This is a genomic window from Pontibacter actiniarum (assembly GCF_003585765.1).
In the GTDB taxonomy this organism is placed as follows: Bacteria; Bacteroidota; Bacteroidia; order Cytophagales; family Hymenobacteraceae; genus Pontibacter; species Pontibacter actiniarum.
The window spans coordinates 879518-903093 of the sequence record NZ_CP021235.1; the positions used below are offsets into that span (position 1 = coordinate 879518).

Annotated in this window: 24 protein-coding genes and 1 tRNA gene; 12 read left to right on the top strand and 13 right to left on the bottom strand. The window is 52.1% G+C overall.

Translation table 11 applies throughout. From position 1 onward, the window contains the following. Positions 1–87 precede the first annotated feature (87 nt). Positions 88–1110, bottom strand: coding sequence for a hypothetical protein (locus tag CA264_RS03765; RefSeq protein WP_157593631.1), 1023 nt, complete (start codon positions 1108–1110; stop codon positions 88–90). An 8-nt stretch (positions 1111–1118) separates the two neighbouring features. Continuing rightward, complete coding sequence (locus CA264_RS03770) at positions 1119–3170, bottom strand: phospholipase D-like domain-containing protein (RefSeq protein WP_025604729.1); 2052 nt, start codon at positions 3168–3170, stop codon at positions 1119–1121. 579 nt (positions 3171–3749) lie between these two features. Between CA264_RS03770 and CA264_RS03775 the strand changes: the two genes are divergently transcribed. Further along, a complete protein-coding gene (locus CA264_RS03775; protein ID WP_025604731.1) occupies positions 3750–4142 on the top strand; it encodes a hypothetical protein in 393 nt (130 codons plus the stop codon). A 94-nt stretch (positions 4143–4236) separates the two neighbouring features. Here the strand turns inward: CA264_RS03775 and CA264_RS03780 are convergent. Then, positions 4237–4308 (bottom strand) — tRNA-Glu (locus CA264_RS03780). Positions 4309–4486: 178 nt separating this feature from the next. Here CA264_RS03780 and gap point away from each other — a divergent pair. The 4 genes from gap (at position 4487) to CA264_RS03800 (ending at position 7965) form a co-directional block, all read left to right on the top strand. After that, on the top strand, positions 4487–5479 hold the full coding sequence (gene gap / locus CA264_RS03785; RefSeq protein WP_025604733.1) for a type I glyceraldehyde-3-phosphate dehydrogenase: 993 nt from the start codon (positions 4487–4489) through the stop codon (positions 5477–5479). A gap of 186 nt (positions 5480–5665) precedes the next feature. Further along, complete coding sequence (locus CA264_RS03790) at positions 5666–6517, top strand: universal stress protein (RefSeq protein WP_025604735.1); 852 nt, start codon at positions 5666–5668, stop codon at positions 6515–6517. 104 nt (positions 6518–6621) lie between these two features. Beyond that, positions 6622–7503, top strand: coding sequence for a diacylglycerol/lipid kinase family protein (locus CA264_RS03795; RefSeq protein WP_025604737.1), 882 nt, complete (start codon positions 6622–6624; stop codon positions 7501–7503). 114 nt (positions 7504–7617) lie between these two features. Further along, positions 7618–7965, top strand: coding sequence for a translation initiation factor (locus tag CA264_RS03800; protein ID WP_025604738.1), 348 nt, complete (start codon positions 7618–7620; stop codon positions 7963–7965). 44 nt (positions 7966–8009) lie between these two features. Here the strand turns inward: CA264_RS03800 and CA264_RS03805 are convergent, their stop codons facing one another. From CA264_RS03805 to CA264_RS03820, 4 genes are all read right to left on the bottom strand, one after another. Next, positions 8010–8444 (bottom strand): hypothetical protein, encoded by a 435-nt coding sequence (locus CA264_RS03805; protein ID WP_025604740.1) that lies wholly within the window; start codon positions 8442–8444, stop codon positions 8010–8012. 92 nt (positions 8445–8536) lie between these two features. After that, on the bottom strand, positions 8537–9271 hold the full coding sequence (gene kdsB, locus CA264_RS03810; RefSeq protein ID WP_025604741.1) for a 3-deoxy-manno-octulosonate cytidylyltransferase: 735 nt from the start codon (positions 9269–9271) through the stop codon (positions 8537–8539). Positions 9272–9623: 352 nt separating this feature from the next. Further along, positions 9624–9974 (bottom strand): hypothetical protein, encoded by a 351-nt coding sequence (locus tag CA264_RS03815; RefSeq protein ID WP_025604743.1) that lies wholly within the window; start codon positions 9972–9974, stop codon positions 9624–9626. A gap of 23 nt (positions 9975–9997) precedes the next feature. After that, positions 9998–11368: an NfeD family protein gene (locus CA264_RS03820; RefSeq protein WP_025604744.1), complete on the bottom strand. Its 1371-nt coding sequence runs from the start codon at positions 11366–11368 to the stop codon at positions 9998–10000. Positions 11369–11440: 72 nt separating this feature from the next. On the opposite strand from CA264_RS03820, the gene CA264_RS03825 reads away from it, so the two are divergent. After that, the gene (locus CA264_RS03825; protein ID WP_025604745.1) at positions 11441–12244 is read left to right on the top strand and encodes a DUF4905 domain-containing protein; all 804 of its coding nucleotides are present in this window, start codon (positions 11441–11443) and stop codon (positions 12242–12244) included. Between the two features lie 6 nt (positions 12245–12250). Continuing rightward, positions 12251–13231 carry a LysM peptidoglycan-binding domain-containing protein gene (locus CA264_RS03830; protein WP_084196144.1) on the top strand — a complete coding sequence of 327 codons (981 nt, stop codon included), beginning with the start codon at positions 12251–12253 and terminating at the stop codon, positions 13229–13231. A gap of 216 nt (positions 13232–13447) precedes the next feature. Here CA264_RS03830 and CA264_RS03835 read toward each other — a convergent pair whose 3' ends face one another. The 6 genes from CA264_RS03835 to CA264_RS03860 all read right to left on the bottom strand — a co-directional run bounded on the left by CA264_RS03835 (position 13448) and on the right by CA264_RS03860 (position 18899). Beyond that, positions 13448–14446, bottom strand: a complete 999-nt coding sequence (locus CA264_RS03835; RefSeq protein WP_025604747.1) for a beta-ketoacyl-ACP synthase III — start codon at positions 14444–14446, stop codon at positions 13448–13450. A gap of 137 nt (positions 14447–14583) precedes the next feature. Continuing rightward, complete coding sequence (plsX, locus tag CA264_RS03840) at positions 14584–15525, bottom strand: phosphate acyltransferase PlsX (RefSeq protein ID WP_025604748.1); 942 nt, start codon at positions 15523–15525, stop codon at positions 14584–14586. A 50-nt stretch (positions 15526–15575) separates the two neighbouring features. Next, positions 15576–15773, bottom strand: coding sequence for a 50S ribosomal protein L32 (gene rpmF, locus CA264_RS03845; protein WP_071784562.1), 198 nt, complete (start codon positions 15771–15773; stop codon positions 15576–15578). Positions 15774–15823: 50 nt separating this feature from the next. Then, positions 15824–16366: a YceD family protein gene (locus CA264_RS03850; RefSeq protein WP_036775068.1), complete on the bottom strand. Its 543-nt coding sequence runs from the start codon at positions 16364–16366 to the stop codon at positions 15824–15826. A gap of 70 nt (positions 16367–16436) precedes the next feature. Then, on the bottom strand, positions 16437–17459 hold the full coding sequence (gene pdxA, locus CA264_RS03855; RefSeq protein WP_025604751.1) for a 4-hydroxythreonine-4-phosphate dehydrogenase PdxA: 1023 nt from the start codon (positions 17457–17459) through the stop codon (positions 16437–16439). A 6-nt stretch (positions 17460–17465) separates the two neighbouring features. After that, positions 17466–18899 carry a leucyl aminopeptidase family protein gene (locus tag CA264_RS03860; protein WP_025604753.1) on the bottom strand — a complete coding sequence of 478 codons (1434 nt, stop codon included), beginning with the start codon at positions 18897–18899 and terminating at the stop codon, positions 17466–17468. Between the two features lie 159 nt (positions 18900–19058). Between CA264_RS03860 and rsmA the strand changes: the two genes are divergently transcribed. From rsmA to greA, 5 genes are all read left to right on the top strand, one after another. Further along, on the top strand, positions 19059–19841 hold the full coding sequence (gene rsmA, locus CA264_RS03865) for a 16S rRNA (adenine(1518)-N(6)/adenine(1519)-N(6))-dimethyltransferase RsmA (RefSeq protein ID WP_025604754.1): 783 nt from the start codon (positions 19059–19061) through the stop codon (positions 19839–19841). A 4-nt stretch (positions 19842–19845) separates the two neighbouring features. Then, a complete protein-coding gene (gene mgtE, locus CA264_RS03870) occupies positions 19846–21198 on the top strand; it encodes a magnesium transporter (protein WP_025604755.1) in 1353 nt (450 codons plus the stop codon). Positions 21199–21204: 6 nt separating this feature from the next. After that, positions 21205–21735, top strand: coding sequence for a hypothetical protein (locus tag CA264_RS22050; protein WP_025604756.1), 531 nt, complete (start codon positions 21205–21207; stop codon positions 21733–21735). A gap of 6 nt (positions 21736–21741) precedes the next feature. Further along, positions 21742–22698: an NAD(P)-dependent oxidoreductase gene (locus tag CA264_RS03880; RefSeq protein ID WP_025604758.1), complete on the top strand. Its 957-nt coding sequence runs from the start codon at positions 21742–21744 to the stop codon at positions 22696–22698. A 401-nt stretch (positions 22699–23099) separates the two neighbouring features. Continuing rightward, positions 23100–23573: a transcription elongation factor GreA gene (gene greA / locus CA264_RS03885; RefSeq protein WP_025604759.1), complete on the top strand. Its 474-nt coding sequence runs from the start codon at positions 23100–23102 to the stop codon at positions 23571–23573. Positions 23574–23576 lie beyond the last annotated feature (3 nt).

Here is a 23576-nt window from a genome sequence, read left to right on the forward strand (position 1 = left end):
TCCACAGTGATTTAGCAGCCTTAGAAGCATTCCAAGGGGTGGAAGAGTAAGTCTTTCCTTTAAATAACTGACGAGGTAAGGCCCGTATTACGCTCCAATAAACTCTTTTATCACTTTCTTAGTGTCATCTTCGGATGCTAATACTGGTCTTAAATCAAACCTTTTGACCCCAGATTTTTCTAGCCAGTCACTCCAGAAAAGTTTCATGATTTCCATGTCTGTAGGATGCTGCGTTGCACTTCCTGCTTGATTAAGAGACCTATCCTCCATTTGAAGCACTAGTATCTCTAAGCTTTTTAAATTGGGATTTTTAGCTGGTATAATGCCATAGTTGTTCTTCGAGAAGAACAACTTCATGTCACTTTCACCTGATTTCTTGTAAGCTTCCCTAAAGGACTTTATGCGCTGACTGCTTAGATAATAACATTGGTTACCAGAAACACATGCTTGCTTGCCATACATGCCAGCTTCTATGTATCCATCCGTTAGCAAAATCATAATATTTCGGAAGCTGTGAGAGAAATGTTTGCCACCATATTCAAAGCTGTCAACTTTGGTATTGACGGTATTGTTATCAATTCCTTGATCAAAATAGGTCCAAAGGTCGGCTCCATCTGGAGCCTTGGAAGCAACTTTTAAGATACGATCAAACTCGCTTACAAACTTTTGCTGATCACCTGAAAGTGTGGCGCCAGAGCTTCTACCCTTTACATAGTCAATACGGTCTACTTGCTTCTTAAATCTGTTAAAGTCAATTTTAAGATCTTCAACATTTGCGCTGTATTGATTAATAGCTGCTTTACTGATAAAGGATACACCATAAGTGTCTTTCTGGTTTGTTTTACGTTTGTCAACTAGCACATTAGGTAGTATATCCTGTAGTAACGAGTTTACTATTCTTGTGTCACTAACAGGCTTATGACTTCCTAGCCTGTTCGAAAGGTCTGGAGTAATAATAAAGTTATAATGAGTGATAATAGCCGGAGAGGGAGTAGGTGTCTCCTTTGGGCTTAGCTCTAACTCACTCCCTTTTACTTCGTCTGTTGAGCAGGCCGAAAGCATTCCGGAGAGTAAAATTGCTGATACTGTTAGGGTATTAATAAACTTCATAATCTACTTTAAGCTTTAATTCTTCTATCGAGTGTATTGTTGTTGAGTTTTTGTTCCTGCCAATCAGATATAACTTGTGCTGCCAAGCTTGATTTTTCGATAGCTTTGGCAACTGCGTACTCATCGTGCAGGAAATCATTCCAGCCTTCAAGGAAGACATTAATTCTGTCCTTCATGGAATCAACAGAGATTGGCAAGTTGTCATTTTCTATGTGGCTCTTATAGATATCTGTGGTGATATCTATGTGCTGAATTTTAATGGCACTTTCTGTTTTCTTCTTTTCTATCAATCCCAAGCGCTTACTCGGAAGCATGTCTAGTTCTGCCTCACATATAAGTATTTCAGTCCTGCACTGAATGCTGCTTTTCTCAAAGCCTTCAATTTCTTCTTTCAAAGATGTTACAGTTACATTATGACCTTGAATTTCATCTTTGAGCTGGTTAAGGTATACCTGATTCTTGATAAAATTCATATTAGGATTGCGCTCCTCGAAGTAGCTCATCAGTTTATCAAAAACATAAGAGAAAAAGATGAGACCACCAGCACCAAGCACAAACACAAGGTAGAAGTTAACGTCTTTAAATACCATTAGAGGCTCCCATTTAACATCAACGTTGCCTCCTAAATAATTTACTGTGTGTACAGATTGAGCTACTTTATAAGCAATGGCAATATCGATAAGAACCATTCCTACAATTGACTTCCATTTTTGCGTAAACCTACCTGCCAATGCAAACGCTAGAGGGAGAAAGACAAACAGGAAGATAAAGAAAGTGGCAGACCATCCTTTACCAAGAGCGTTACTAATTGCCTCCGGATTGAATACTTCGGCTGGCTCAATAGGGCTACCACTCATCTCCTGAAGCTTAGCATCTAACTCACTAAAAAGAAGAATGTAGGCGGCAGATGAGTAGAACATTATGATGTACAAGAGCAGACCAGCAGTGAGAATAGCTACAGGTATAAGCTCAAATAACCTTAAAGCTGGTTTAATAAACTCTCTCTCAGCAATCTTTACCTTTTCTTCCAGTCCTCTGATCAGTTCTTCTACAGCAGGAATTTTAATTTTCTTTATTCCTTCAACCTCCTTGTCGTTGATAGTTATCTGAGAGTTTAGATTGGCTATTTTGGTAGTTAGATTCTCTTTGCTGATTTCACATTCCTCTTCTATCGTATTTAGCTGTAACTCTAGAGTTTCTTTCTGGGCAATTATACTTTTTGTCTTCTGTTCTTCGATTTTGGTAATGAGTCTATTCTTCTTGTCCTCAACCACATTTATTTCATTGATGAAAACAGAATAGACGCTATCTAGCGCTTTTGTGAGAACTTGTGCGTCACCGTTGTTTGCTTTTGCTCTGTCGTAGCCCTGTTGTCTGAGTAAGCCTCTGTCAAAATTGCTTACTTCAGCTGCGATCATAGAGTCCAAAACTTTCTCATACTCCGTTCTGAAATCTTGAGACACTTTTTCAACTTGTACTTCAGCTGGTTTATGACTAAATGATGGAGAAATAGTTTCCTCTGCTGTGTCATCGAAAGCAGAGTCTTTTTTCTTCGCAAAGATGGAAGTAAGGAGTGACTTTATATTTCTCTTTTCAGGCTCTGCCTTCATTTCATTGGCCTTTTGTTTTATATCAAGAAAATTTGAAACAAGGCTATCCACTGTGCCTTTATGGTTAGTTGCAATAATGCTTTCATGGTTGTTTTTCTTGGCGTTTACAGACCAGTTGTATGATCCGTGGAGAGCAATCTTTCGATCTGTTACACAAAATTTCTGGTGCATCATTCCATAGCCAACATTCTTTACTTTTAAGACTGTTGCTCCTTTCCTGATAAGCTCCTGAAAGTCTAACTTCTCATTTTCCTTATTGTCTGCAACAATAACCTCCACTTTTACACCTTGATCTGCTTTTGCTCCTAATAATGTAAAAAGGTCATTGTCTGTAAACCACGCAGCGGCCACCAATATTTCAGAAGATGCGACCCTGATCTCCTTCTCAATCCTTTCAAAGATTTCAAGATTGTTATGAATTACCTGTTGTTCAATAGCTTCGTTAAGCATGGAGAGTCATTTAAAGTAGTAAGCTGAAAAATGTATATAAATATTGACTTAAGTGAAACACAAGTTGCAGGAGAGGTGCCTTGAGGCGTATTATATGAGCTTCCCGAAAAAGCAGCCAAGTATCTAAGAAAAAGAATACATGAGCTGCAGGCGCTCTATGTAAAAGTTATTGGCGAATTGCCGTTGGAAGAATCTTTGAGAGCATGTAGGACTAAGGCCACTTCTCCTATAGCCAAAGCTGATGTGTGTAGATGTAAGCTGCATTATAAGTTTGTTTTGGTTGCGGTTTGTGATAGCAAAGTCATGCCAACAATTAAATACACCCCTGTTAGTAAGTACAGCAGTATTTATCAAATTAAATATATCAAAAGCTACAGCATGAGTGTCACATTTCAATATATTTAGCTTTTCTGATATATATGATGCTTTACAGTAAAAGGAAGTATAGTAGTCCAAATATATAAAGTGTTATTAATAAATTTACATAGTTCTATGTTAAAATTTTGCTGCTGGGATAGACTGTAGGATAAGCCAAAGCAACTATCTCTTTACTAAGGCTAAGAACCTGAATGTTATGCTATGAAAATTCTCTTCTCCTGGATTGCCTATAATAATAACTTCATCAAAGAAGATGGTAGGTTTGCTGTTAACAACTTAAATGGACCTCACTACCAGTTTCACAAATACTTCTATCAAAACAGGGGGTATGATAACCACACTCTACTGTATGCCGGAGCAAAGCAGGAAGGGTATGCTGAACGCTTAGCGATAAAACTTAGAGGCGACTTTCCAACTCATCAGGTAGAAGAGCTTCTTGCATTGCAGGGTATAATTCATCTTGAGGAGGTAAAGACAAAAGTTGATGGCTACCTGCTTAAGTTCGAAAAGGATATGATGGACTATGCATGCCCCAGTTCACAAGCCTGCTCAAGGCCCTGGTGGCGCAAAGCATGGGGAGGCAATACCCAATAGAAACTAATCATTAAGGTGAGAAAAGTGGATGAGATGCTTCTTCAGCGTTAGCTAAAGAAAAAAGGCCTTCAGCGTTAGCTGAAGGCCTTTTTTGTAGCCCGTAGGGGAATCGAACCCCTGTTACCAGAATGAAAATCTGGCGTCCTAACCCCTAGACGAACGGGCCGTTCTGTCTAATTGTGGTGCAAATATACGGCTCTTTTGATTCATGCAAAACATTCCGGCAAATATTTTTACACTTTTCGCGTAAGGTATTCTGAATCAGCAAGGAAAAAAATATTGGTTTTCCACTATGCTAAATCGTAACTTCGCAACATTATCAAACTCTCAATAAACTAGATACCATGTCTAAAATTAAAGTTGCAATTAACGGTTTCGGCCGAATCGGCAGACTTACTTTTAAGGCCCTGCTTACAAAAGATAACGTAGAGGTGGTTGCTATCAACGACCTGACAGATACTAAGACACTGGCGCACCTGCTGAAGTATGACTCCGTTCACGGCAGATTCAACGGTACGGTGGAGGCTTCTGAGAATGGCATCACCGTTAACGGCAAAGAAATCCAGATCACAGCGGAGCGCGAGCCGAAGAACCTGCCTTGGGGCAAGCTTGGCGTAGACGTAGTATTGGAGTCTACTGGCCGCTTCGTGGATGAGCAGAGTGCCGGTGGCCACATCGAGGCTGGTGCCCGCAAAGTGGTTATCTCGGCCCCTGCGAAAGGCAACATCAAAACGGTTGTGCTGGGTGTGAACGAGGAGGTGCTGACAGGGGAGGAGACCATCGTTTCCAACGCCTCTTGCACCACAAACTGCCTGGCGCCAATGGCAAAAGTGCTGGACGATACCTTCGGCATCGAGAAAGGCTACATCACTACTGTACACGCTTACACTGCTGATCAGAACCTACAGGATGCACCGCACAAAGACCTGCGTCGTGCACGTGCCGCTGCTTATTCTATCATTCCAACTTCTACAGGTGCTGCTAAGGCAGTAGGCCTGGTGCTTCCGCACCTGCAAGGCAAACTGGACGGTGTGGCGATGCGTGTTCCAATTCCGGACGGTTCCCTGACGGACCTTACTGTGGTTCTGAAGAAGCCGGCAACGAAAGAGGAAATCAACGCGGCTATGAAGAAAGCGGCAGAAGGCGACATGAAGGGCGTGCTGGAGTACACAGAGGACCCGATCGTTTCTATTGACATCGTAGGAAACCCGCACTCTTGCATCTTCGACGCAGAGATGACCTCAGCCAACGAAACACTTGTGAAAGTGGTAGGCTGGTACGATAACGAGACTGGTTACTCAAACAGAGCAGCTGACCTGATCGCAAAGATCGGCTAAGCAAAGCGCTGCTTACCCATACTGGCAAAAGCCCGCCCTCCTGTAGGGTGGGCTTTTGCTTTTTACACTCCTAAACAACACGTGTGGCAATAGAGTATAAAGTGACATATATCATCGTTAATATTAAACGGTGGCTATACTTTTATACTGAGAATGAATCAGATCATCCATAAAACCGCACAAACCATGAGAAGAATCTTAGTACCCACAGACTTTTCGGAGGAGGCACGGAACGCCTACGAAGTAGCACTGGCCATTGCAAAACGCACCGGGGCGGCCATCAAGCTGTTGCACGTGGTGCAGCCGGTCTCCTACACCCCGAACTTCAGCGCCACAGGCGACACCATGGTCGGCAACGGCAACATGGAGCAGGTATTTATGATGCAGCTGCTCGAGGCAACGAAAGGGCGCATGCAGTCGCTGCTGGATACCTTTCCGCACGAAGGCGTGGATGTGGTGCAGGAGGTGGATGTGGACAGGCCCATCAATAAGATCAAACAGACGATACAGGACGATGAGGTGGACCTGGTTGTGATGGGGTCGAAGGGCTCAAGCGGCCTGGATGAGTTCTTGATTGGTTCCAACACAGAAAAAGTCGTTCGCTCCGCCGACTGCCCGGTTCTGACGGTAAAGCACCGTTACCCCAACTTTGAGGTGGGCGAGATAGTGCTGGCGTCCGACTTTAAACGCGAAGTCCGCCATGCCATGGATCGGTTCAAGGCTTTCCAGCAGCTGTTCGGGGCGCGCATGCACTTAGTATACATCAATACGCCGGGCGCTTTTGAGTCGAGCGGCAACCTGCGGCAGAAGCTTGAGGACACCGCCCAGAAGTATGGCCTGAAGAACTATACCATCAACGTCTACAACGATGTGATGGAAGAGGACGGCATTCTGCACTTCGCCGAGGACATCCAAGCGGACCTGATCATGATGGCAACCCACGGTCGCACAGGCCTCGCTCATTTACTGAGTGGCAGCATTGCCGAAGACCTGGTGAACCACACCCATATCCCGGTGCTGACCTTCCACCTGAAGTAACTGCGGTAGCGCAGTAGCAAAGCCTGACGCCATGCCAGCGTCAGGCTTTTTTATATCCGTCTGAAAAGGGTAATTTTGCCGGACAGGCCATTCCGCCAACAGACATGAGCAAACGCCCGCACATCCGATTTATCGTTAACCCCACTTCCGGCCCCAAAAGCAGCGTGGATGTGGCCGCCCGCATTCAGCAGCACCTTGATCACCAGAAGTATGACCACGACATTGTGTTCACCACGCATGCAGGGCATGCTCCGGAGCTGGCCCGCGAAGCCGCTGAGAAAGGCTGCGAGGTCGTGGTGGCCGTAGGCGGCGACGGAACGGTGAATGAGGTGGCCCGCGGGCTGATTCATACGGAGACGGCGCTGGGGATACTTCCCAAAGGGTCCGGCAACGGCCTGGCGCGGCACCTGCAATTGCCTATGGCGCTGGATGGCGCGCTGCAGGTGCTGAACAAAGGGCACATCACCACCATTGACAGTGGTAACATCAACGGGCACCCCTTTTTCACCACAGCCGGAATTGGTTTCGACGCTTACATAAGCTCGGTGTTTGCCGGAAACAAAAAGCGGGGCCTGCAAACGTATGTGGAGCTCGTGATGAAAGAAGTGCGCAGCTACACGCATTTACCCGTAAAAGCAAGTATAAACGGCCAGGAGCTGGACACAGACTGCTTTGTAATGGCCTTCGCCAATGCCGCGCAGTACGGCAACAACGCCTACATTGCCCCTATGGCCGATATTCAGGACGGGCTGCTGGATGTGTGCCTGGTGCGCAAGCTGGACTTTATCAAAGCCCTGCACCTGAGCTACTGCATGCTTACCAAGCAGCTTGCCAACAGTGGTAGCGCCGAGTACTTTAAAACCGAGCACGTGCAGGTGCAGACCGAGGAGGCGATGATGTTCCATGCCGACGGCGAGTACCTGGGTAAGGCAGAGGCGTTTGACGTACAGATGCTGCCGCTTTCGCTCAAGGTGCTGGTGCCTTGAGAAGTGATGGGTGTGGAAGCAGGAACAGGGCTTTAATAGCCGTGCACGAGGACAAGGTAGCTGAAGCGTACCTAGCCCTGCAGTTATACAGTTTACAAGTATAAAAGAAAGACTATGAGCGATAAAAATAAGAAAGGCCGCCAGGGTGTGGTATACTCTACCAGCCAGGACTTTAACTACAACTACGAGAGCGAACAGGAGGAGGAAACACTGCCCCCTCAGCAGCAGAACCTGAAAGTGCTGCTCGATAAAAAATCAAGGGGCGGCAAGCAGGTAACGCTGGTGTCGGGTTTTGTTGGCACAGACGATGACCTGAAGGACCTCGGGAAGATGCTCAAGAGCAAGTGCGGCGTTGGCGGCTCTGCCAAAGACGGCGAAATCCTTATCCAGGGTGATTTCCGCGACAAGGTACTGCAGGTGCTGCAAACCGCAGGCTATAAAGCCAAGAAGTCAGGGGGGTGAGTTTAGGGGAAAGAGGGCTAAAGCGTCGTACTTTCTGTCGCTCTTTACTTTCCTTGCAGCTCTTTCAGAAGCTTTGCGGGCCCCTGCAACACAAAGAAATTGGCCGTTTGCTGTACAAACACCTTACCGGCAAGTGCAGGGGCGCGGGGAGGTACAGGTTTGTAAACCAATAGCAGCTGCTCTTTTCCTTTGGCCTGCACCTGCAGGTAACCGGCGGCTGCCAGGTACTGTTGCAGCTGCTGCAGTGTGTAGGCCTGGGTAGGCAGGCGCAGCTCCGTGCGGCGGTACAGCAGCAGCATGGCAAGGCTGAAGAGCAGCGCGAACAGCGCGCCGTCCTGTGCTATCTCCTGCAGTGCGGCGCCAGCTGCACCTGCTGTAAACTTTCCGCTCAGCGCGTACCACACCGCCGTTAGCAGGCTGTACATGCCAAAAAAGTACAGGTTCAGCTTTACAAACCGCAGCAACGAATAATTCTTCATAAGGAACAGAAATCTTTAAAGCGTGAGGAAGACGCACTGCAAACCGGCGCTACCTTCTGCTACACAACGTACATCGCCGCGCTCACACGTGCCTAGGCCTTGTCCACGATCCGCTGCAGGTCTTCGGGCGTGTCGATGCCGATGGTTTCATGGTGGGTGAGGGCAGTGGTGATGCGGAAGCCGTTTTCCAGCCAGCGCAATTGCTCCAGTGACTCAGCCAGCTCCAGCGAGGAGGGCGGCAGCTGCGTGATCTGCTCCAGTATATCGGCGCGGTAGCCGTAAATACCGATGTGCTTGTAGTAGGTATGCTGCTTGTGCCAGATATCGTTCGGTATGTTGCGGCAGTAGGGGATGGGCTGGCGGCTAAAGTACAGCGCCTCGCCATGCTGGCTGATAACAACCTTCGGCGCGTTGATGTTGAACAGCTCTTCCGGCGTTTCTATCTTCTTGATCAGGGTGGCCAGTTGCGTGTGGGGGTGCTCGAAGCACCTGGCTACCAGGTCTATCTGTTCCGGGTGGATAAAAGGCTCATCGCCCTGTATGTTGATGATGTACTCGTAAGGCTGATCATGCCGCTTATAAGCCTCAAAGCAGCGGTCGGTACCGCTCTGGTGCTCCGTACCGGTCATGACGGCTTTGCCGCCAAAGCTTTGCACATGCTCCCGTATCCGCTCATCATCTGTTGCCACCAGAACCTCGGCCAGGCCAGACTGCTTTGCCTGCTCGTATACCCGCTGAATCATGGTTTTGCCTTTGATGTCGGTGAGGGGCTTGCCAGGGAAACGGGTGCTGGCGTAACGCGCCGGGATAATGCCGAGTACTTCCATTGCTTGTATGGGTTAAGATGATACCCAAAGATACGCAAGTGCCACCGTAAAACCAGCGTTCAAACCAGGCCCGGTTTCTTTTCTTGCCTGCGCCCCCTTTTCGTGCAGACCGGCTGTAGAGCCGCCGGCAAAAGGTGGTGTGCCGCTACTGAAACAGAGGTGACTCCTCCGGGGCAGGTTAGAAAGCGGGGCCATGCGGTGCTACTTTTCGCCTTCGGGGCTTCGGGAGGTCATTTGCATAAGGGTCGCAAGTATGCTCAGGCTGAGGTACAGCAGTTTTTTCATAGTATAGATCGGGTGCCATACTAAAGGGAGCCATACGGGAGGTAAAAGGTTGCATGCCCCGCTGATATTATAACGCCTCCACCGCCAGCACCCGAACAGCCGGCATCACGCGAGGCTGGGGCAGCATGCCGCAGCGGCGGTCGATCGGCTCCGGCAGGGGCACGTACGAGAGCTGCACCCGGCTGCTGTCGCGCTCTTTAAAGCTGGCAGGTATGGCCTCCTCGTTTTCGGGCAGGTAGCGCTCGCCGTCTATCTCCACCTCAAAGCCGCACCCGTCTGCGGCTATTTCACCGGTCCAGTGTAGCGTGGCAGTGGTGTTCTGTTGCATAGCTGATTCATCCTGTGGCGTGGTGCTTTGGCAGGAGGCAAGGCAAAGCAGTGGCAGGGCCAGGTACAGAAGTGTGCGTCTTATTTGCATCGTGAGGGGCTTTTAACACTGTTTTATGTTGATTTTACTTCTACTCGCTTCACCCGGAGTGCGAAGGTGCTCTGATCAATCACCTGCACGGTATCGCCCTTTTCGATAAAGCCTTCGCGGGCCTGTGCATCGTAGAGTACGTCGTCTATCATAATGCGCCCGGAGGGGGCCATGCGGGTGTAGGCGACCCCGGTTCTGCCCACCAGGTGCTCGGCTGTGTTGGCGGAGCGGTAGCCTTCGCGGCTGTTAAACGTGTTTTGCAGCACCACATGCTGCATAGAGCGGCTGTTGAGCAGGCGGTTCCAGGTGAAGGCGATCACCACAGCGGCGCCTATCATGCCCGCCAGCACAGACACCATACTTTTCATCAGGTTCTCAGAAGGCACAAACGTAAAGTCGAAAGCCTGGTTGTTGACCATCACCAGCACCAGCGATACAACGGTGAGCGTAATGCCGCTGATGCCTGTAATGCCGAAGCCGGGCACGACAAACAGTTCCAGCATGATCAGCACAATGCCTGCCACAAACATCAGGATTTCCCAGTTCTCTGCCAGGCCGTTGAGGTAGTATGGCACCAGGTACAGCACGCCGGCCACCAGGGCCGCCAATAGTGGGAAGCCTATGCCCGGCGTCTGCAGCTCAAAGTATAAACCACCCACAATAACCAGCAGCAGGATGCCGCTGATAAACGGGTTCAGAAAAAAGGACACGATGCGGTCGGTGGTGCTCAGCTCGTAGTTGATGAGCTGCGCATCCTGCAAATGCAGTTCCTCCAGCACTCCCTCCACGTTAACAGCCACCCCGTCGCAGAAGCCGTACTTGATCGCCTCCGTTGTGGTGAGCGTAAGAACCTGCCCGGCCGAGAGGGTGCTGTCTACGCTGGCCTCCACCATCGACTCGGCCAGGTGCGGGTTGCGCCCGTTGGCCTCCGCGGTGGAGCGCATAATGGAGCGCATGTAGCTCTGGTACTTACCCGGGGCTGCCGCGCCGTCGGCCCCCACTACGGTGGCGGCGCCAATGTTCGCGCCGGGGGCCATGTAAATGCTGTCGCAGGCCAGGGAGATAAGCGCACCGGCCGAGGCGGCGTTCTTGTTGATGAACACATACACCGGCTTGGGGTACTCCAGAATGCGCTTCCGGATCTCGTCGGCGTCGTTTAGGGCGCCGCCGAAGGTATCCAGCACCAGCAGCACATGGTCGGCACCCACTTCGGTCGCCTCTTCCAGAGCCAGCTCCGTGTAGCGGTTGGTTCTCGGGTCAATCTCCGACTTCACCTCCATGACAAACACTTTGGGCCTCGCCGCCTGCTGGGCAAGCGAGAAGAAGGGCAGCAGGAGTAGGCAGAGCAGCAGATAGTAGGTGTGCTGATGCCGGTGCTTTGGATAGCTTTTCATAAATTTGTGGACTGGTAAGAAACCAATATCAGGAGATAATATAGTAAAATCCGACGGCATATCATACCTCCATTGTTTACATACGATTTTAAGGCTGCGGTGTGGCGCATTCGGCTGGATAGCACGACCGGCAACATTGCCCTGGAAGTGCGCGACCCGGAGGTGCTGCTGACGCGCTTCTATACCCTGGATACGGAGAAGTATACGTTAAAAGAGCTGCCGCTGCCGCAGGTACAGGCCTGGTGGCAGGGGCTGGAAGACGCGGAGCAGGGCATTTTATACCTGCACGGGTACGGGAACAGGCAGCTGGGGCAGCACAAAGGCATTGTGGCCATTGCGGAGGCGGACGGAAGCAAGGGGTGGGAAGTGCCCGAACTGGCCTTCTATGGCATCTCGGCCGCAGGGCTCGTGGCCTATGACCCGGAGCAGCCCGAGGCCCCGCTGCAGGTGCTGGCGTTAGCAACCGGGCAGCCCACAGGTGTTACCCTGAGCCAGTGGCAGGCGGCTGCGGCAGTGGCGCAGTTTAGCCCCATCCGTTACCGATACTGTCTTTACCCGGTGCTGTACCGGGAAGGGGAACCTTATTTTGAGGAGGTGCGGGCCTTCCTAGGGGCGCAGCTGCGGGTGCAGGCCGTTAAGGCCATAGAGTATGCCGAAACCGGTGCAAACCTGGTGGTGAGCTTTTACACGGAGGAGGCCGCGGGCAAACTACGTAATGAACTAGCCATTTTCGATCTGGAAGGAGTTTTGCACCAAAAAGTGCAACTTGGCAGTGGATTAAGTGGCATTGGTTCAGATACTTTTTTTATCTTTAAGCACAATTTACATTTCATCCAGAATAAAGACATTCTACAGGTTTTTCGACTTTTAGCCTAGCCAATTATGATACGATCTCTTTTACTCACCCTTGTAGCAGTGCCTGTGCTATCTCTTTCGGCTAATGCCTTTGATTTAGCGGCGCGCCGCGACTCTGTAGGCACAGAGCAGAAAAACGGAAAGCTGTTTGTGAAACATAAAGTGGAGCCGAAGGAAACGCTGTATGCGCTCTCCCGGAAGTACGGCGTGCCGGTAACGCAGATTGTGGAAGCGAACCCCAAAGTACAAACGTCCATCATGATAGGCCAGATCGTGCTTATCCCGCGCGGCTTTGTGTCAGTGGGGGCTACTGCCGCGGCAAACACGGGCGCCGCGCCTGCTGCCAGCAACCGCACCTACACCGTTAACCAGATCGGCAATAAGATGCACACGGTAGAGCCGCAGCAGACGCTTTACTCTATTTCGCGCCTGTACAATGTGTCTGTGGAGAACCTGAAGTTCTGGAACACCCTGCAGGATAACACAATTGAGATCGGGCAGAAACTGATTGTGGGCACCGGCGTCGCACAGCCTACCCAGAAGCCGATGTACATGCCGGAGCCGGATGACGAGATGACGCAAAGCAGTGCCGCCAACGCGCCTGTTGCCTCTACTGCGCCAGCTACCGCAGCACCTGCGGCGGCTACAACTGCCGCCCCCGGCAAAACCATCACCCTGACTGCCAACGAGCGCGAAGAGGAGGAGTACAAAGACCCTAACCCGTCTAAGGGTGTAAACAAGATGATGGAAAGCGGGATGGCCGAGATGATTGACGCCAAATCGAACGATACAAACAAGTACCTGGCGCTGCACAAAACAGCACCGGTAGGCACCATTATGCAGGTAAAGAACGCTATGAACGGCCAAGTTGTTTACGTGCGGGTAATCGGTAAGCTGCCGGAGACTGGTGCAAACGATAAAGTGGTGGTGCGCCTTTCCAAAAAGGCGTATCAGAAGCTGGGAGCCGTGGATGAGCGCTTCCGTGTGGAGCTGTCTTACATGCCTTAGTGCACTAGCGTTACAACATAAAAAAGGGGAGCCAGCGTATAGCTGGCTCCCCTTTTTTATACACTGCTTTTTAAAGCTCTCCCTGCTGGTATAGGCGGGCACTTGCGCCAGCGAGGGTGTTTAGCCAATAGGAAGGCGATTCAAAAAGCAGCCTAAACGGCAAGAGCGGCTCCAAAGGGATGCCGCTCTTGTCGTTTTATACTTAATGTAAGGAGATTACTTCGGGTCGTAGGCCCACTTCAGGTAAATGGCACCCCAGGTAAAGCCACCGCCGAAAGCAGCCAGAATCAGGTTATCGCCTTTCTTCAGCTGGTTCTCATACTCCCACAGGCAAAGCGGAATAGTGCCGCTTGTGGTGTTGCCAAACTTATGGATGTTGAGCATCACCTTCTCGTTATCGAGGCCCATGCGGTTGGCCGTCGCCTCGATGATACGCTTGTTTGCCTGGTGCGGCACGAGCCAGGCAACATCTTCCCCGGTCAGGTGGTTGCGCTCCATGATCTCGGCGGATACATCGGCCATGCCTTTCACGGCGAACTTAAACACCTGCTGGCCTTCCTGAAACGCATAGTGCTCACGGGCCTGTACCGTTTCAACAGTGGCAGGTTTGCGGCTGCCGCCGGCTTTCATGTGCAGGAACTGTGCGCCCGTGCCGTCCGACTTCAGGATGGAGTCCTGGATGCCCAGGCCTTCTGTGTTCGGCTCCAGCATCACGGCTCCGCCGCCATCACCGAAGATAATGCAGGTAGCGCGGTCTGTATAGTCAATGATGGAAGACATCTTATCCGCCCCCACCACGATCACCTTTTTGTATTGGCCCGACTCCACAAACTTAGAGCCTGTTACCAGGGCGTACAGGAAGCCGGAGCAGGCAGCCTGCAGGTCGTAACCGAAAGCGTTTACCGCGCCTACCTCCGCTGTGATCAGGTTTGCCGTTGCCGGGAAAACCATGTCCGGGGTAGTGGTGGCGCAGATCAGCAAGTCGACTTCCTCTGGCTTGGTGTTGGTTTTCTTGAGTAGTTCTTTAACTGCCGGTACCGCAATGTGGGATGTACCCTGGCCTTCGCCCTTCAGAATGCGCCTCTCTTTGATACCCGTCCTGGAGGTGATCCACTCATCGTTGGTTTCCACCATCGTCTCAAGCTCCTTGTTGGTGAGCACGTATTCTGGTACATAACCACTTACGCCAGTAATGGCAGCAGTAATCTTACTCATTTGCTAAATTGTTAAGGTGATAAAGATTAAGGCAGGCAATTTAATAAAAAAAACTTGGCATAACCTGTCAGTTTCTTTAAAAAGAATCTTTAAACAGACTATGCCAAGCTTTGAAGCAATTTGCGGGCTGCCGCTACTTATTCGCTAAAGTTCTTACGGAAACGCTCTGAGATTTTGGACGAAGCCATTTTCTGAGCCTGTAGCACCATGTTGCAGATAGCCCTCGGGCTGGAAACACCATGGCCTATCACGGCGTTGCCGTTGATACCCAGAATTGGACTGCCGCCTTCGGCCTCGTAGTTGAATTTGTCGAAGAAGGGGTCGTGGATACCCTTCTCGTTCAGGATGTCATACAGCGACTCCGCCATCTTCAGGATGATGTTGCCTGTATAGCCATCACAAACGATCACATCCGCTTTATCGTTAAAAAGGTCGCGCCCTTCTATGTTGCCGATAAAGTTGATGCCCGGGTTCGCCTTCAGGCGCTGGTAAGCGGCCTGCGTCAGCATGGTACCCTTTCCTTCTTCCTCGCCAAGGTTCATGAGGCCTACTTTCGGGTTCTGGATGTCCAGCACGTACTTGGCGTAAATAGAGCCAAGCTCGCCGAACTGCTCCAAAACCTCCGGCTTGCAGTCTGCATTAGCCCCGACATCCAGTATAATCCCCAAGCCACCTTTTAGCTTAGGCACAAGACCTGCGATGGATGGCCTCAGAATACCCTCAACGGCTTTTACGCTGAACATGGCTCCTACCAGCATGGCACCGGTGTTGCCGGCACTGCAGAAAGCGTCAACCTTCTGCATCTTTAACAGGCCATAGCCAACGGCTATGCTGGAGTCGGGCTTGTGGGTCAGGGCCTTGGTAGGGTGTTCACCCATTTCAATTACCTGGCTCGCGTTCACAACGGTTATGTTGCTGCCCGTGTAACCATATTCTTTGAGCAGGTCGTTGACGACATCTTCCTTGCCTATGAGCACGATGGATGCGCCAGCGTCTAACTCCTGAGCGGCCTGGATAGCACCCTTGACAACAGCCTCAGGTGCAAAGTCACCGCCCATGGCGTCTAAAGCGATTCTCATTTACAGGGGGTGTTAAATTATACAGAACTTAAACTAGGGTAAGCTACTGCTTACTGGGCGTTCGTTGTATAATTTTTGATTGCCAATTTGCCTTTGTGATACAGGTCGCCTTCTACCACATATGCATGGTGGTACAGGTGAGGCGTGTCCGTTGTAGGGCAAAGTGCAATGGCTTTTTCAGAGAGGCCTTGATGAGTTCTTCTCTTATCTCTTCTGGTCTTCGAAATCTTACGTTTAGGATGTGCCATTTTTAGTTGAAAATTTACTTACGTTTATACTTTATACTTCTGAAATTCTGTTAGTTCAGGTTTCGGAGGGCGTCCCAGCGCGGGTCCGCATCGTCCTCGTCGTCCTCATCCTCGTCTGTGTCGGCGCCGGTGCGGGAGCTGTAGATCAGGATGTCCTGGTCGTCGTCCTCCTCGTCCTCGTCTTCCTCCACAAAGCGCGGGTGCAGCTTCTTCATCGGCAGCGCCAACCCGATGTAATCGTACAGGTGCTGCGCAATGTTGATGGACTGCGTGTTTGATGTAATTTGCCAAAGGTCGTCATCCAGCTCCAGGTTCTCGTCTCCGTACTTGATGCGGAATGTTGCCTCCACCTCCAGCGGGTAGTCAAACTCCTCCAGGCTTCTGTCGCAGGTCAGGCGAACATGCCCCCTGACATTGAAGTGAAAGGTAAGCAGCGACTCTGTCTTATCCAACTCCACTTCAGCGGCCATATGCCCGCCAAGGATGATCTCTTTCCCGAACTCTTCGAAAAAGTCGTCGTCTAGCACAAACTCGTACACATGTTTCTTGTTGCTGAGTTTGGCAATGCCGATTTCGTAATCTCTTAGCTTCATCACAACCGACTCTTTATTGCAAGACGCAAAATTAGAACATTATTCTGAGAAATAAAATACTCCGCTCTATTTATAAAGCAGGTTTTGCCTCCATCTGCCGCTTCCGGATGATGTCGCAGGCAAGGAACAGCGCCTCGCGGAAAGAGGTTTCATTTGCAATGTGCTTGCTGGCAATGTCATAGGCCGTGCCGTGGTCCGGGGAGGTGCGCACCACAGGTAAGCCCGCGGTGTAGTTTACGCCACTCTCAAAGGCCAGCGTTTTAAACGGAATCAGGCCCTGGTCGTGGTACATGGCCAGCACGGCGTCAACCTGCCGGTACTGCTGCATCCCAAAGAAGCCGTCGGCAGGGTAGGGGCCAAACACCAGGTGCCCGCGCTCCTTCATCTGCATAATCGTAGGGCGGATTACCTCCTGGTCCTCTTTGCCCAGCAGGCCTTGCTCCCCGGCGTGCGGGTTAAGGCCCAGCACGGCCACGCGCGGCTTCAGGATACCGAAGTCTGTGCGCAGCGACTCCAGCAGGATGGTCAGCTTGCGGATCAGCAGTTGCTCCGTTATCCTGCCTGGTACCTCCTGCAGCGGCATGTGGCCGGTTACGGTGGCTACGCGGAGGTCGCCGCTCACGAGCAGCATCAGGCTTTCCGGCGCGTCAAAGTAGGAGGTCAGGAACTCTGTGTGGCCCGGGAATTTAAACTCCTCCGCCTGTATGTTGTCCTTGTTGATCGGGGCCGTCACCAGTCCGTCGAGCAAACCGGCTTTCAGGTCGCGTGAGGCCGCCAGCAGCGAGTCCAGCGACGCCTTCCCGGATTCCGCTGTCGGGGTGCCGGGGTTTACTTCCAGGCCATTGTCCCAGCAGCTTACCAGGTTCACTTTGCGGGGCACCAGCGCCTGTGCCGAGTCAACCTGCTGAAAGTTGAAGTGGTCGGCACCCAGTGCCTTGCGCACTTTGTTCAGTAAATCCGCAGCACCGTAAATAACCGGTGTGCAGTAGTTCAGGATGCGGTTGTCAGACAGCGTTTTGATGATCACCTCCGGCCCGATGCCGTTTGTGTCGCCGATGCTGATGCCTAATTTTACTTTATACTTGTTATCCATGTTTGGTTATCGTGCCAATGCGCTAAGGTAGTTGTAAACAAGGCGTACGCCCGTGCCGGTCGCCATTTTGCCCCGGTAGGAGTCTTCGCTGTGCAGGTAGGCAGTGCCGGCAATGTCGAAGTGCACCCAAGGGTAGCTGGTGAACACTTCCAGGAACTTGCCTGCCGTGATGGCGCCTGCGTCGGCCCCGCCCAGGTTTTTAATGTCGGCCACGTCAGACTCCAGCTGTTTTTTATACTCATCCCAAAGCGGAAACTCCACGATACGCTCGTGCACGCTTTCCCCGGCTTTTTTCAGATTGCTCATAATGTCGTCACCTGCCGTGCCCATGGCCACAGCGGCTTCTTTGCCGATGGCGCGCATGGCAGACCCGGTAAGGGTGGCAAAGTCAAGCACCAGCTCCGGGTTATACTTCTTGGCAAAGCTCAGGGCGTCGGCTAGTAGCAGCCTGCCTTCGGCGTCGGTGTTCAGTACTTCCACGGTCGTGCCGTCAAACATGGTGATCACGTCGCCGGGGGCCACCGCTTGCCCGCCGGGGCGGTTGTCGGTGGCAGGCACCAGGCCGATCACGTGCAGCGGCAGCTTATTTTTGGCCACGGCGTACAGAATGCCGGCCACAGCGGCGGCACCGGCCATGTCAGACTTCATGAAATCCATGGAGTTTGGCGTCGGCTTCAGGCTTAACCCGCCTGTGTCGTACACCACGCCTTTGCCCACCAGCACATAAGGCCTGGTGTTTTTGGCGTTCTCCGGCTTCCACTCCATAATCGTGAAGGTGGCAGGCTCTTCGCTGCCCTGGTTTACGGCCAGCAGGCCGCCCATTTTCAGCGTCTGTATCTTTACCTCGTCCAGCACCTCGGTTTTAAAGCCGGCCTCTTCGCCCAGCGCCTCCAGCTGCTCGCTAAACTGCGTGGCCGACTGGTGGCTGTGCGGTTCGTTTACCAGGTCGCGGGTCTGCAGCACGGCCTCCAGCACGTTTGCCAGCTCCTGTACCTGCGCCTCGGTCACCTGCTCATCGGCGATGGTTATACTTTGCAGCGGGCCTGCTTTGGCGTCCTTGGTTTTATGCTTGAGGTAGGTGTAGTTGCTCAGGTACAGCCCCTCGGCCAGGTATAGCCCGGCTCCGTTGCCCGTTGTATCCCGTATGGTGATGTTTTCTATCTTATCCGACTTCAGCTGCTTGAGCAAAGCATGGCCTGCCTGGCGGGCAGCCTCCTTTTGGGCGTTTTCTGACTTCGCCTCCGGCGCCACCACTACGTACACGCGGTGTGAGTAGCGGTTCAGGGAGATGAGCTTTGCCTCCTGCTTTACCTGCTGCTGTACATACTGCTGCTCCTCTGGCTGCAGTTCTGTTAGCTGCCCGGCCTTGTCAGCCGCTGTAATCAGGGCCAGGTGGGCATTTTTAGCTAAGCTTGTATCGTATTTAAGTTGTGTTGGCATCTCTCGTTCGTATCTTTGGGCTGCAATATAGTAAGTATAATACGTAATGCGAAAAACGGCACGGGCAGCTACAGTGGTCCGGCTTCGTATACAATAAAGGTATAACGGGATTGCGCCGAAAAGTATACTTTGCGGCCGCAAGACCATAAGCAACACAACGTGAGCAACGTAAGACCCAAGAAGCACCTGGGCCAGCACTTCCTGGTAGACCAGAACATAGCGATGAAGATAGTGGAGCAGCTGACGCTGCCGGGCAATGTGCCGGATGTGCTGGAGATAGGCCCGGGCATGGGCGTGCTCACCAAGTACCTGCTGCAGCACAAGGAGTACCGCACCACCGTGGTGGACATCGACCGCGAGTCGATCGCCTACCTGCAGCAGCACTTTCCGGAGCTTGGCGAGCGCATTATCTCCGCCGATTTCCTGAAAACGGACCTGAGCACGCTGTTCCCGGGCCGGTTCGCCATCATCGGCAACTTCCCCTACAACATATCGAGCCAGATTTTCTTTAAAGTGCTGGAGCACCGCGATGTGGTGCCCGAGGTGGTGTGTATGATCCAGAAGGAGGTGGCCGAGCGGCTGGCCTCGCCTCCCGGCTCCAAAGCCTATGGCATTCTGAGCGTGCTGCTGCAGGCCTTCTATACCATCGACTATAAGTTTACCGTGAGCGAGCACGTCTTTAACCCGCCGCCCAAGGTGAAGTCTGCCGTTATTGGCCTGGTGCGCAACAACGTGGAGAAGCTGGCCTGCGACGAGAAAATGTTCCACCAGGTGGTGAAGCAGAGTTTCGGGACGCGCCGCAAAACACTGCGCAACTCACTCCGAATTTATAACTTGCCGCCCGAAGTGCTGGCCCAGCCGGTTTTCGACAAGCGTGCCGAGCAGCTTTCGGTGCAGGATTTTATAGAATTGACACAGCTGATAGAGCAGAATAAACAGTAGCAGGATGCAGGTAGAGATCACACGTGAGTATGTTGACCAGGTAGAGGAGGCAATAGAGCGCCAGGACAGGGATTTTATCCTTAGTACGATGGCCGACATGCACCCCGCCGACATTACCACGGTGCTTTACGAGCTGGACTCCAACGAGGCGCGCTACCTGCTGGACCTGCTGCCCTCGGAGCTCGGCTCCGAAATCCTCAGCGACCTGGACGATGATATCCGGAATGAGTTTCTCGATAGCTTCACCAGCCAGGAGATTGCCCGCTATGTCAACCTGATGGATTCCGACGACGCCGTGGACATCCTGAACGAGCAGTCGGTGCAGACGCGCGAGGAGGTGATTGCCCTGCTCGACAACGAGGAGAAAGCCGCCGCGATCCTGGACCTGCTGCATTACGAGGAAGACTGCGCCGGCGGCCTGATGGCCAAAGAGCTCATTAAGGTGAACCTGAACTGGCGCGTGCGGCAGTGCATAGACGAGATCAGGCGGCAGGCCGAGCAGGTGGAGCGCTTTTACACGGTGTATGTGGTCGATAACCGCGACACCCTGCTGGGGCGTGTGAGTGTGAAGAAGCTGCTGCTCTCCAAAGACGATACCCAGGTGAAGGACATCTACAGCGAGGATGTTATCTCCATTGAGTCTTACAAGGATGAGAGCGAGGTCGTGAACGTGATGCAGCGCTACGACCTGGAGGCCATCCCGGTGGTGAACATACAGGGGCGCCTGCTGGGCCGTATCACCATTGATGACGTGGTGGACGTGATGCAGGAGCAGGCCGAGCTCAGCCGACAGCTCATGACGGGTATCTCTGAAAACGTGGAGGAGGACGACAGCGTGCTGCGCATCTCCCGGGCGCGTTTACCCTGGCTGGTTATCGGGATGGTCGGCGGAATGCTGGCGGCCCAGTTCATGGGCATGTTCGAAAACGATATTGCGCTTTTGCCTGCGCTGGCGCTGTTTGTGCCCCTCATTACGGCCACGGGCGGTAACGTAGGCATCCAGTCGTCCTCCATCATCATCCAGACCCTGTCTTCCAACGAGGTGATGTTTGATAACATCGGGAAGCGTTTCCTGAAGGTGCTGCTGGTGGCGCTTCTCAACGCTGCCATCATCTCGCTGCTGGTGTTTTCCCTCACCTACCTCTTCCGCCGCGATATTTCCCTGTCGCTGGTGGTGTCCATGGCGCTCTTCTCGGTGGTGATGCTGGCCTCCCTCATGGGAACCATCACGCCGATGATCCTGGACAAGTTCGGCATTAACCCGGCTGTAGCCGCAGGCCCTTTTATTACCACCGCCAACGACCTGCTTGGGCTCGCCATTTACTTTGGGGTGGCGCACCTGCTGTACAGCTTGTGACAACGTATGGCTGACCTGTTTAAGACAAGGGAGTATAATAAGCGCAGTGAAAAACCTGACCTACAGCCGATCAGCCTCATAATATTTCTCTGCGGGTTGATTTTATATGTACTATGGCCTGAGGAATGGTATGCGGTTGTGTTTTTTGTGCCGGCTGCTGCACTGTTTTATTTCCAGCGGTACTATGTAGATAGTGGCAGGCAAAAGCTCTACGGCTCTTTAGGCAGGTACCTCACCTTCGCGTCAGAAGGTGTTCGTGCCAGGGGCAGGCTTTTCCCTTATGCAGCGGTAGAAAACCTTGTGGTGGAAGTTAATGACTTTGACAGAGAGAGGCAATTTACCATCTATACGGTTTCTGTTGAGCGTGGCGTGAATAACCGTATTTCCTTTCGCTTTCAGGATCAAAACCATACTTACCCGTTTTACATTGAGTCTCAGGCGCACCAGCAGGAGCTCAGGACCGTACTGGATGCCTTGCTGGCTTCCGGCGTAAAGATCAAAGTATATTATAAAGGGCATCCTTCCACCGTATTTTAGCAGACCATGACTGATAAGTTACCTCAAAGTATAAAAGTCCTCATCATAGATGAGATCCACCCGAGCATCTTTCCCATGCTGCAAGGTATAAACGTGGACGCTGACTACCGGCCGGCTATAAAACCGGAGGAGGTGCGGGAGGCGCTGCAGGGCTTCGACGGGCTGGTGGTGCGCAGTAAGATGCGGATCACGGCGGAGACCCTGGCGCTGGCCGACCGGCTGCGCTTCGTAGCGCGTGCCGGTGCCGGCGTAGACAATATCGATGTAAAGGCGCTTGAGGAGCGCGGCATCGCCTTGCTGGCCGCCAACGAGGGCAATAGCCAGGCGGTGGGGGAGTTTACGCTGGGCCTGCTGCTGTCGCTGCTGCGCGGTGTCTCCCGGAGCCACAGCCAGGTGCAGCGCAAAGTATGGCTGCGCGAGGAAAACAGGGGCGAGGAGCTTGGCGGGAAATCCGTCGGCATTATTGGCTTCGGAAACATGGGGCAGAGCTTTGCGCGGGTGCTAGCCGGCTTCGGCTGCCGTTTGCTGGCGTATGACCGTTTTGCCCCGGGCAAGGTGGCCTCGCCTGTGGCGCGCGTGTCTTTGGAGGAGCTGCAGGCGCAGGCGGATGTGGTCAGCCTGCACATCCCCTATATAAAGGAGAACCTGCGCTTTGCGGATGACGCCTTCTTCCGTGCCTTCTCAAAGCCGGTCTGGTTTCTGAACACCTCCCGCGGGGATGTGGTGGACCAGCAGGCACTGGTGGGGCACCTGAAGGCCGGAAGTATAAAAGGAGCCGCCCTGGATGTGCTGGAGAATGAGAAGCTGGCAACGCTTACGGCGCCGCAGCTGCAGGACTTCGACTACCTCTCTGCCGCACCAAACGTTATCCTGACGCCACACATCGCCGGCTGGACGCATGAGTCTTACGTGAAGATCAACGAAGTGCTGGTTGGCAAGATAAAGCAGCTGCTGCACAGCTAAAGCAACCAGGGAGTGCCCCGTTGCCAAGCGGGGCAGCGATAAAGTTGGACAGGGGCGTGGTGCGCCATGGTGCGGGCCTTTAGGCAGCACTTCTGCCGGCGCGGCAAGTATAAAGCAGTGCTGGTTCTCGGCCTCCCGGCAGGAAGGCGCCAGAAATAAATTAGGCCATGTAACGTAAATATTTTTATCTTTGCCTTACATGATTGCTGTGGGGGAGGAGCCCTCCGGTACTTTTGAATTGCAAAAAGTCAGGCTTATGCTATACTTGGCGGCAACCTTAAATATACCTGCCGCCGCACTGGAAAAGAATTAAATTATTTTACATATTTGGCAAAAAGAACGGTTATGCACGCCATAGCCGTTCTTTTTGTTTTTGTGTTTCAAAACGTGAAAACCGAACTATGAGCAACATCAATTATTACACTGCTGAGGGACTGCAAAAGCTGAAAGACGAATTAGCAGAGCTCAAGACAAAGGGCCGTGCCGAGGTGGCACGCCAGCTGGCGGAGGCGCGCGACAAAGGCGACCTCAGTGAGAATGCCGAGTATGATGCCGCCAAGGATGCCCAGGGCCACCTGGAGCTCAAGATCTCCAAGCTGGAGGAAGTGGTAGGCAATGCCCGCCTGATTGATGAGTCGAACCTGGACACAAGCAAGGCACTGATCCTGTCGAAGGTGAAAATCAAAAACCTGAAGAACAACATGATCGTTGACTATACTTTGGTAGCCGAGGAAGAGGCAAACCTTGCCTCCGGTAAGATCTCCGTTAAGTCGCCGATCGGGAAGGGCCTGCTGGGCAAGTCGGTAGGCGATGTGGCCGAGATTACGGTGCCAGCCGGTAAAATTCAGTTCGAGATATTAGAAATCAGCCGATAGACT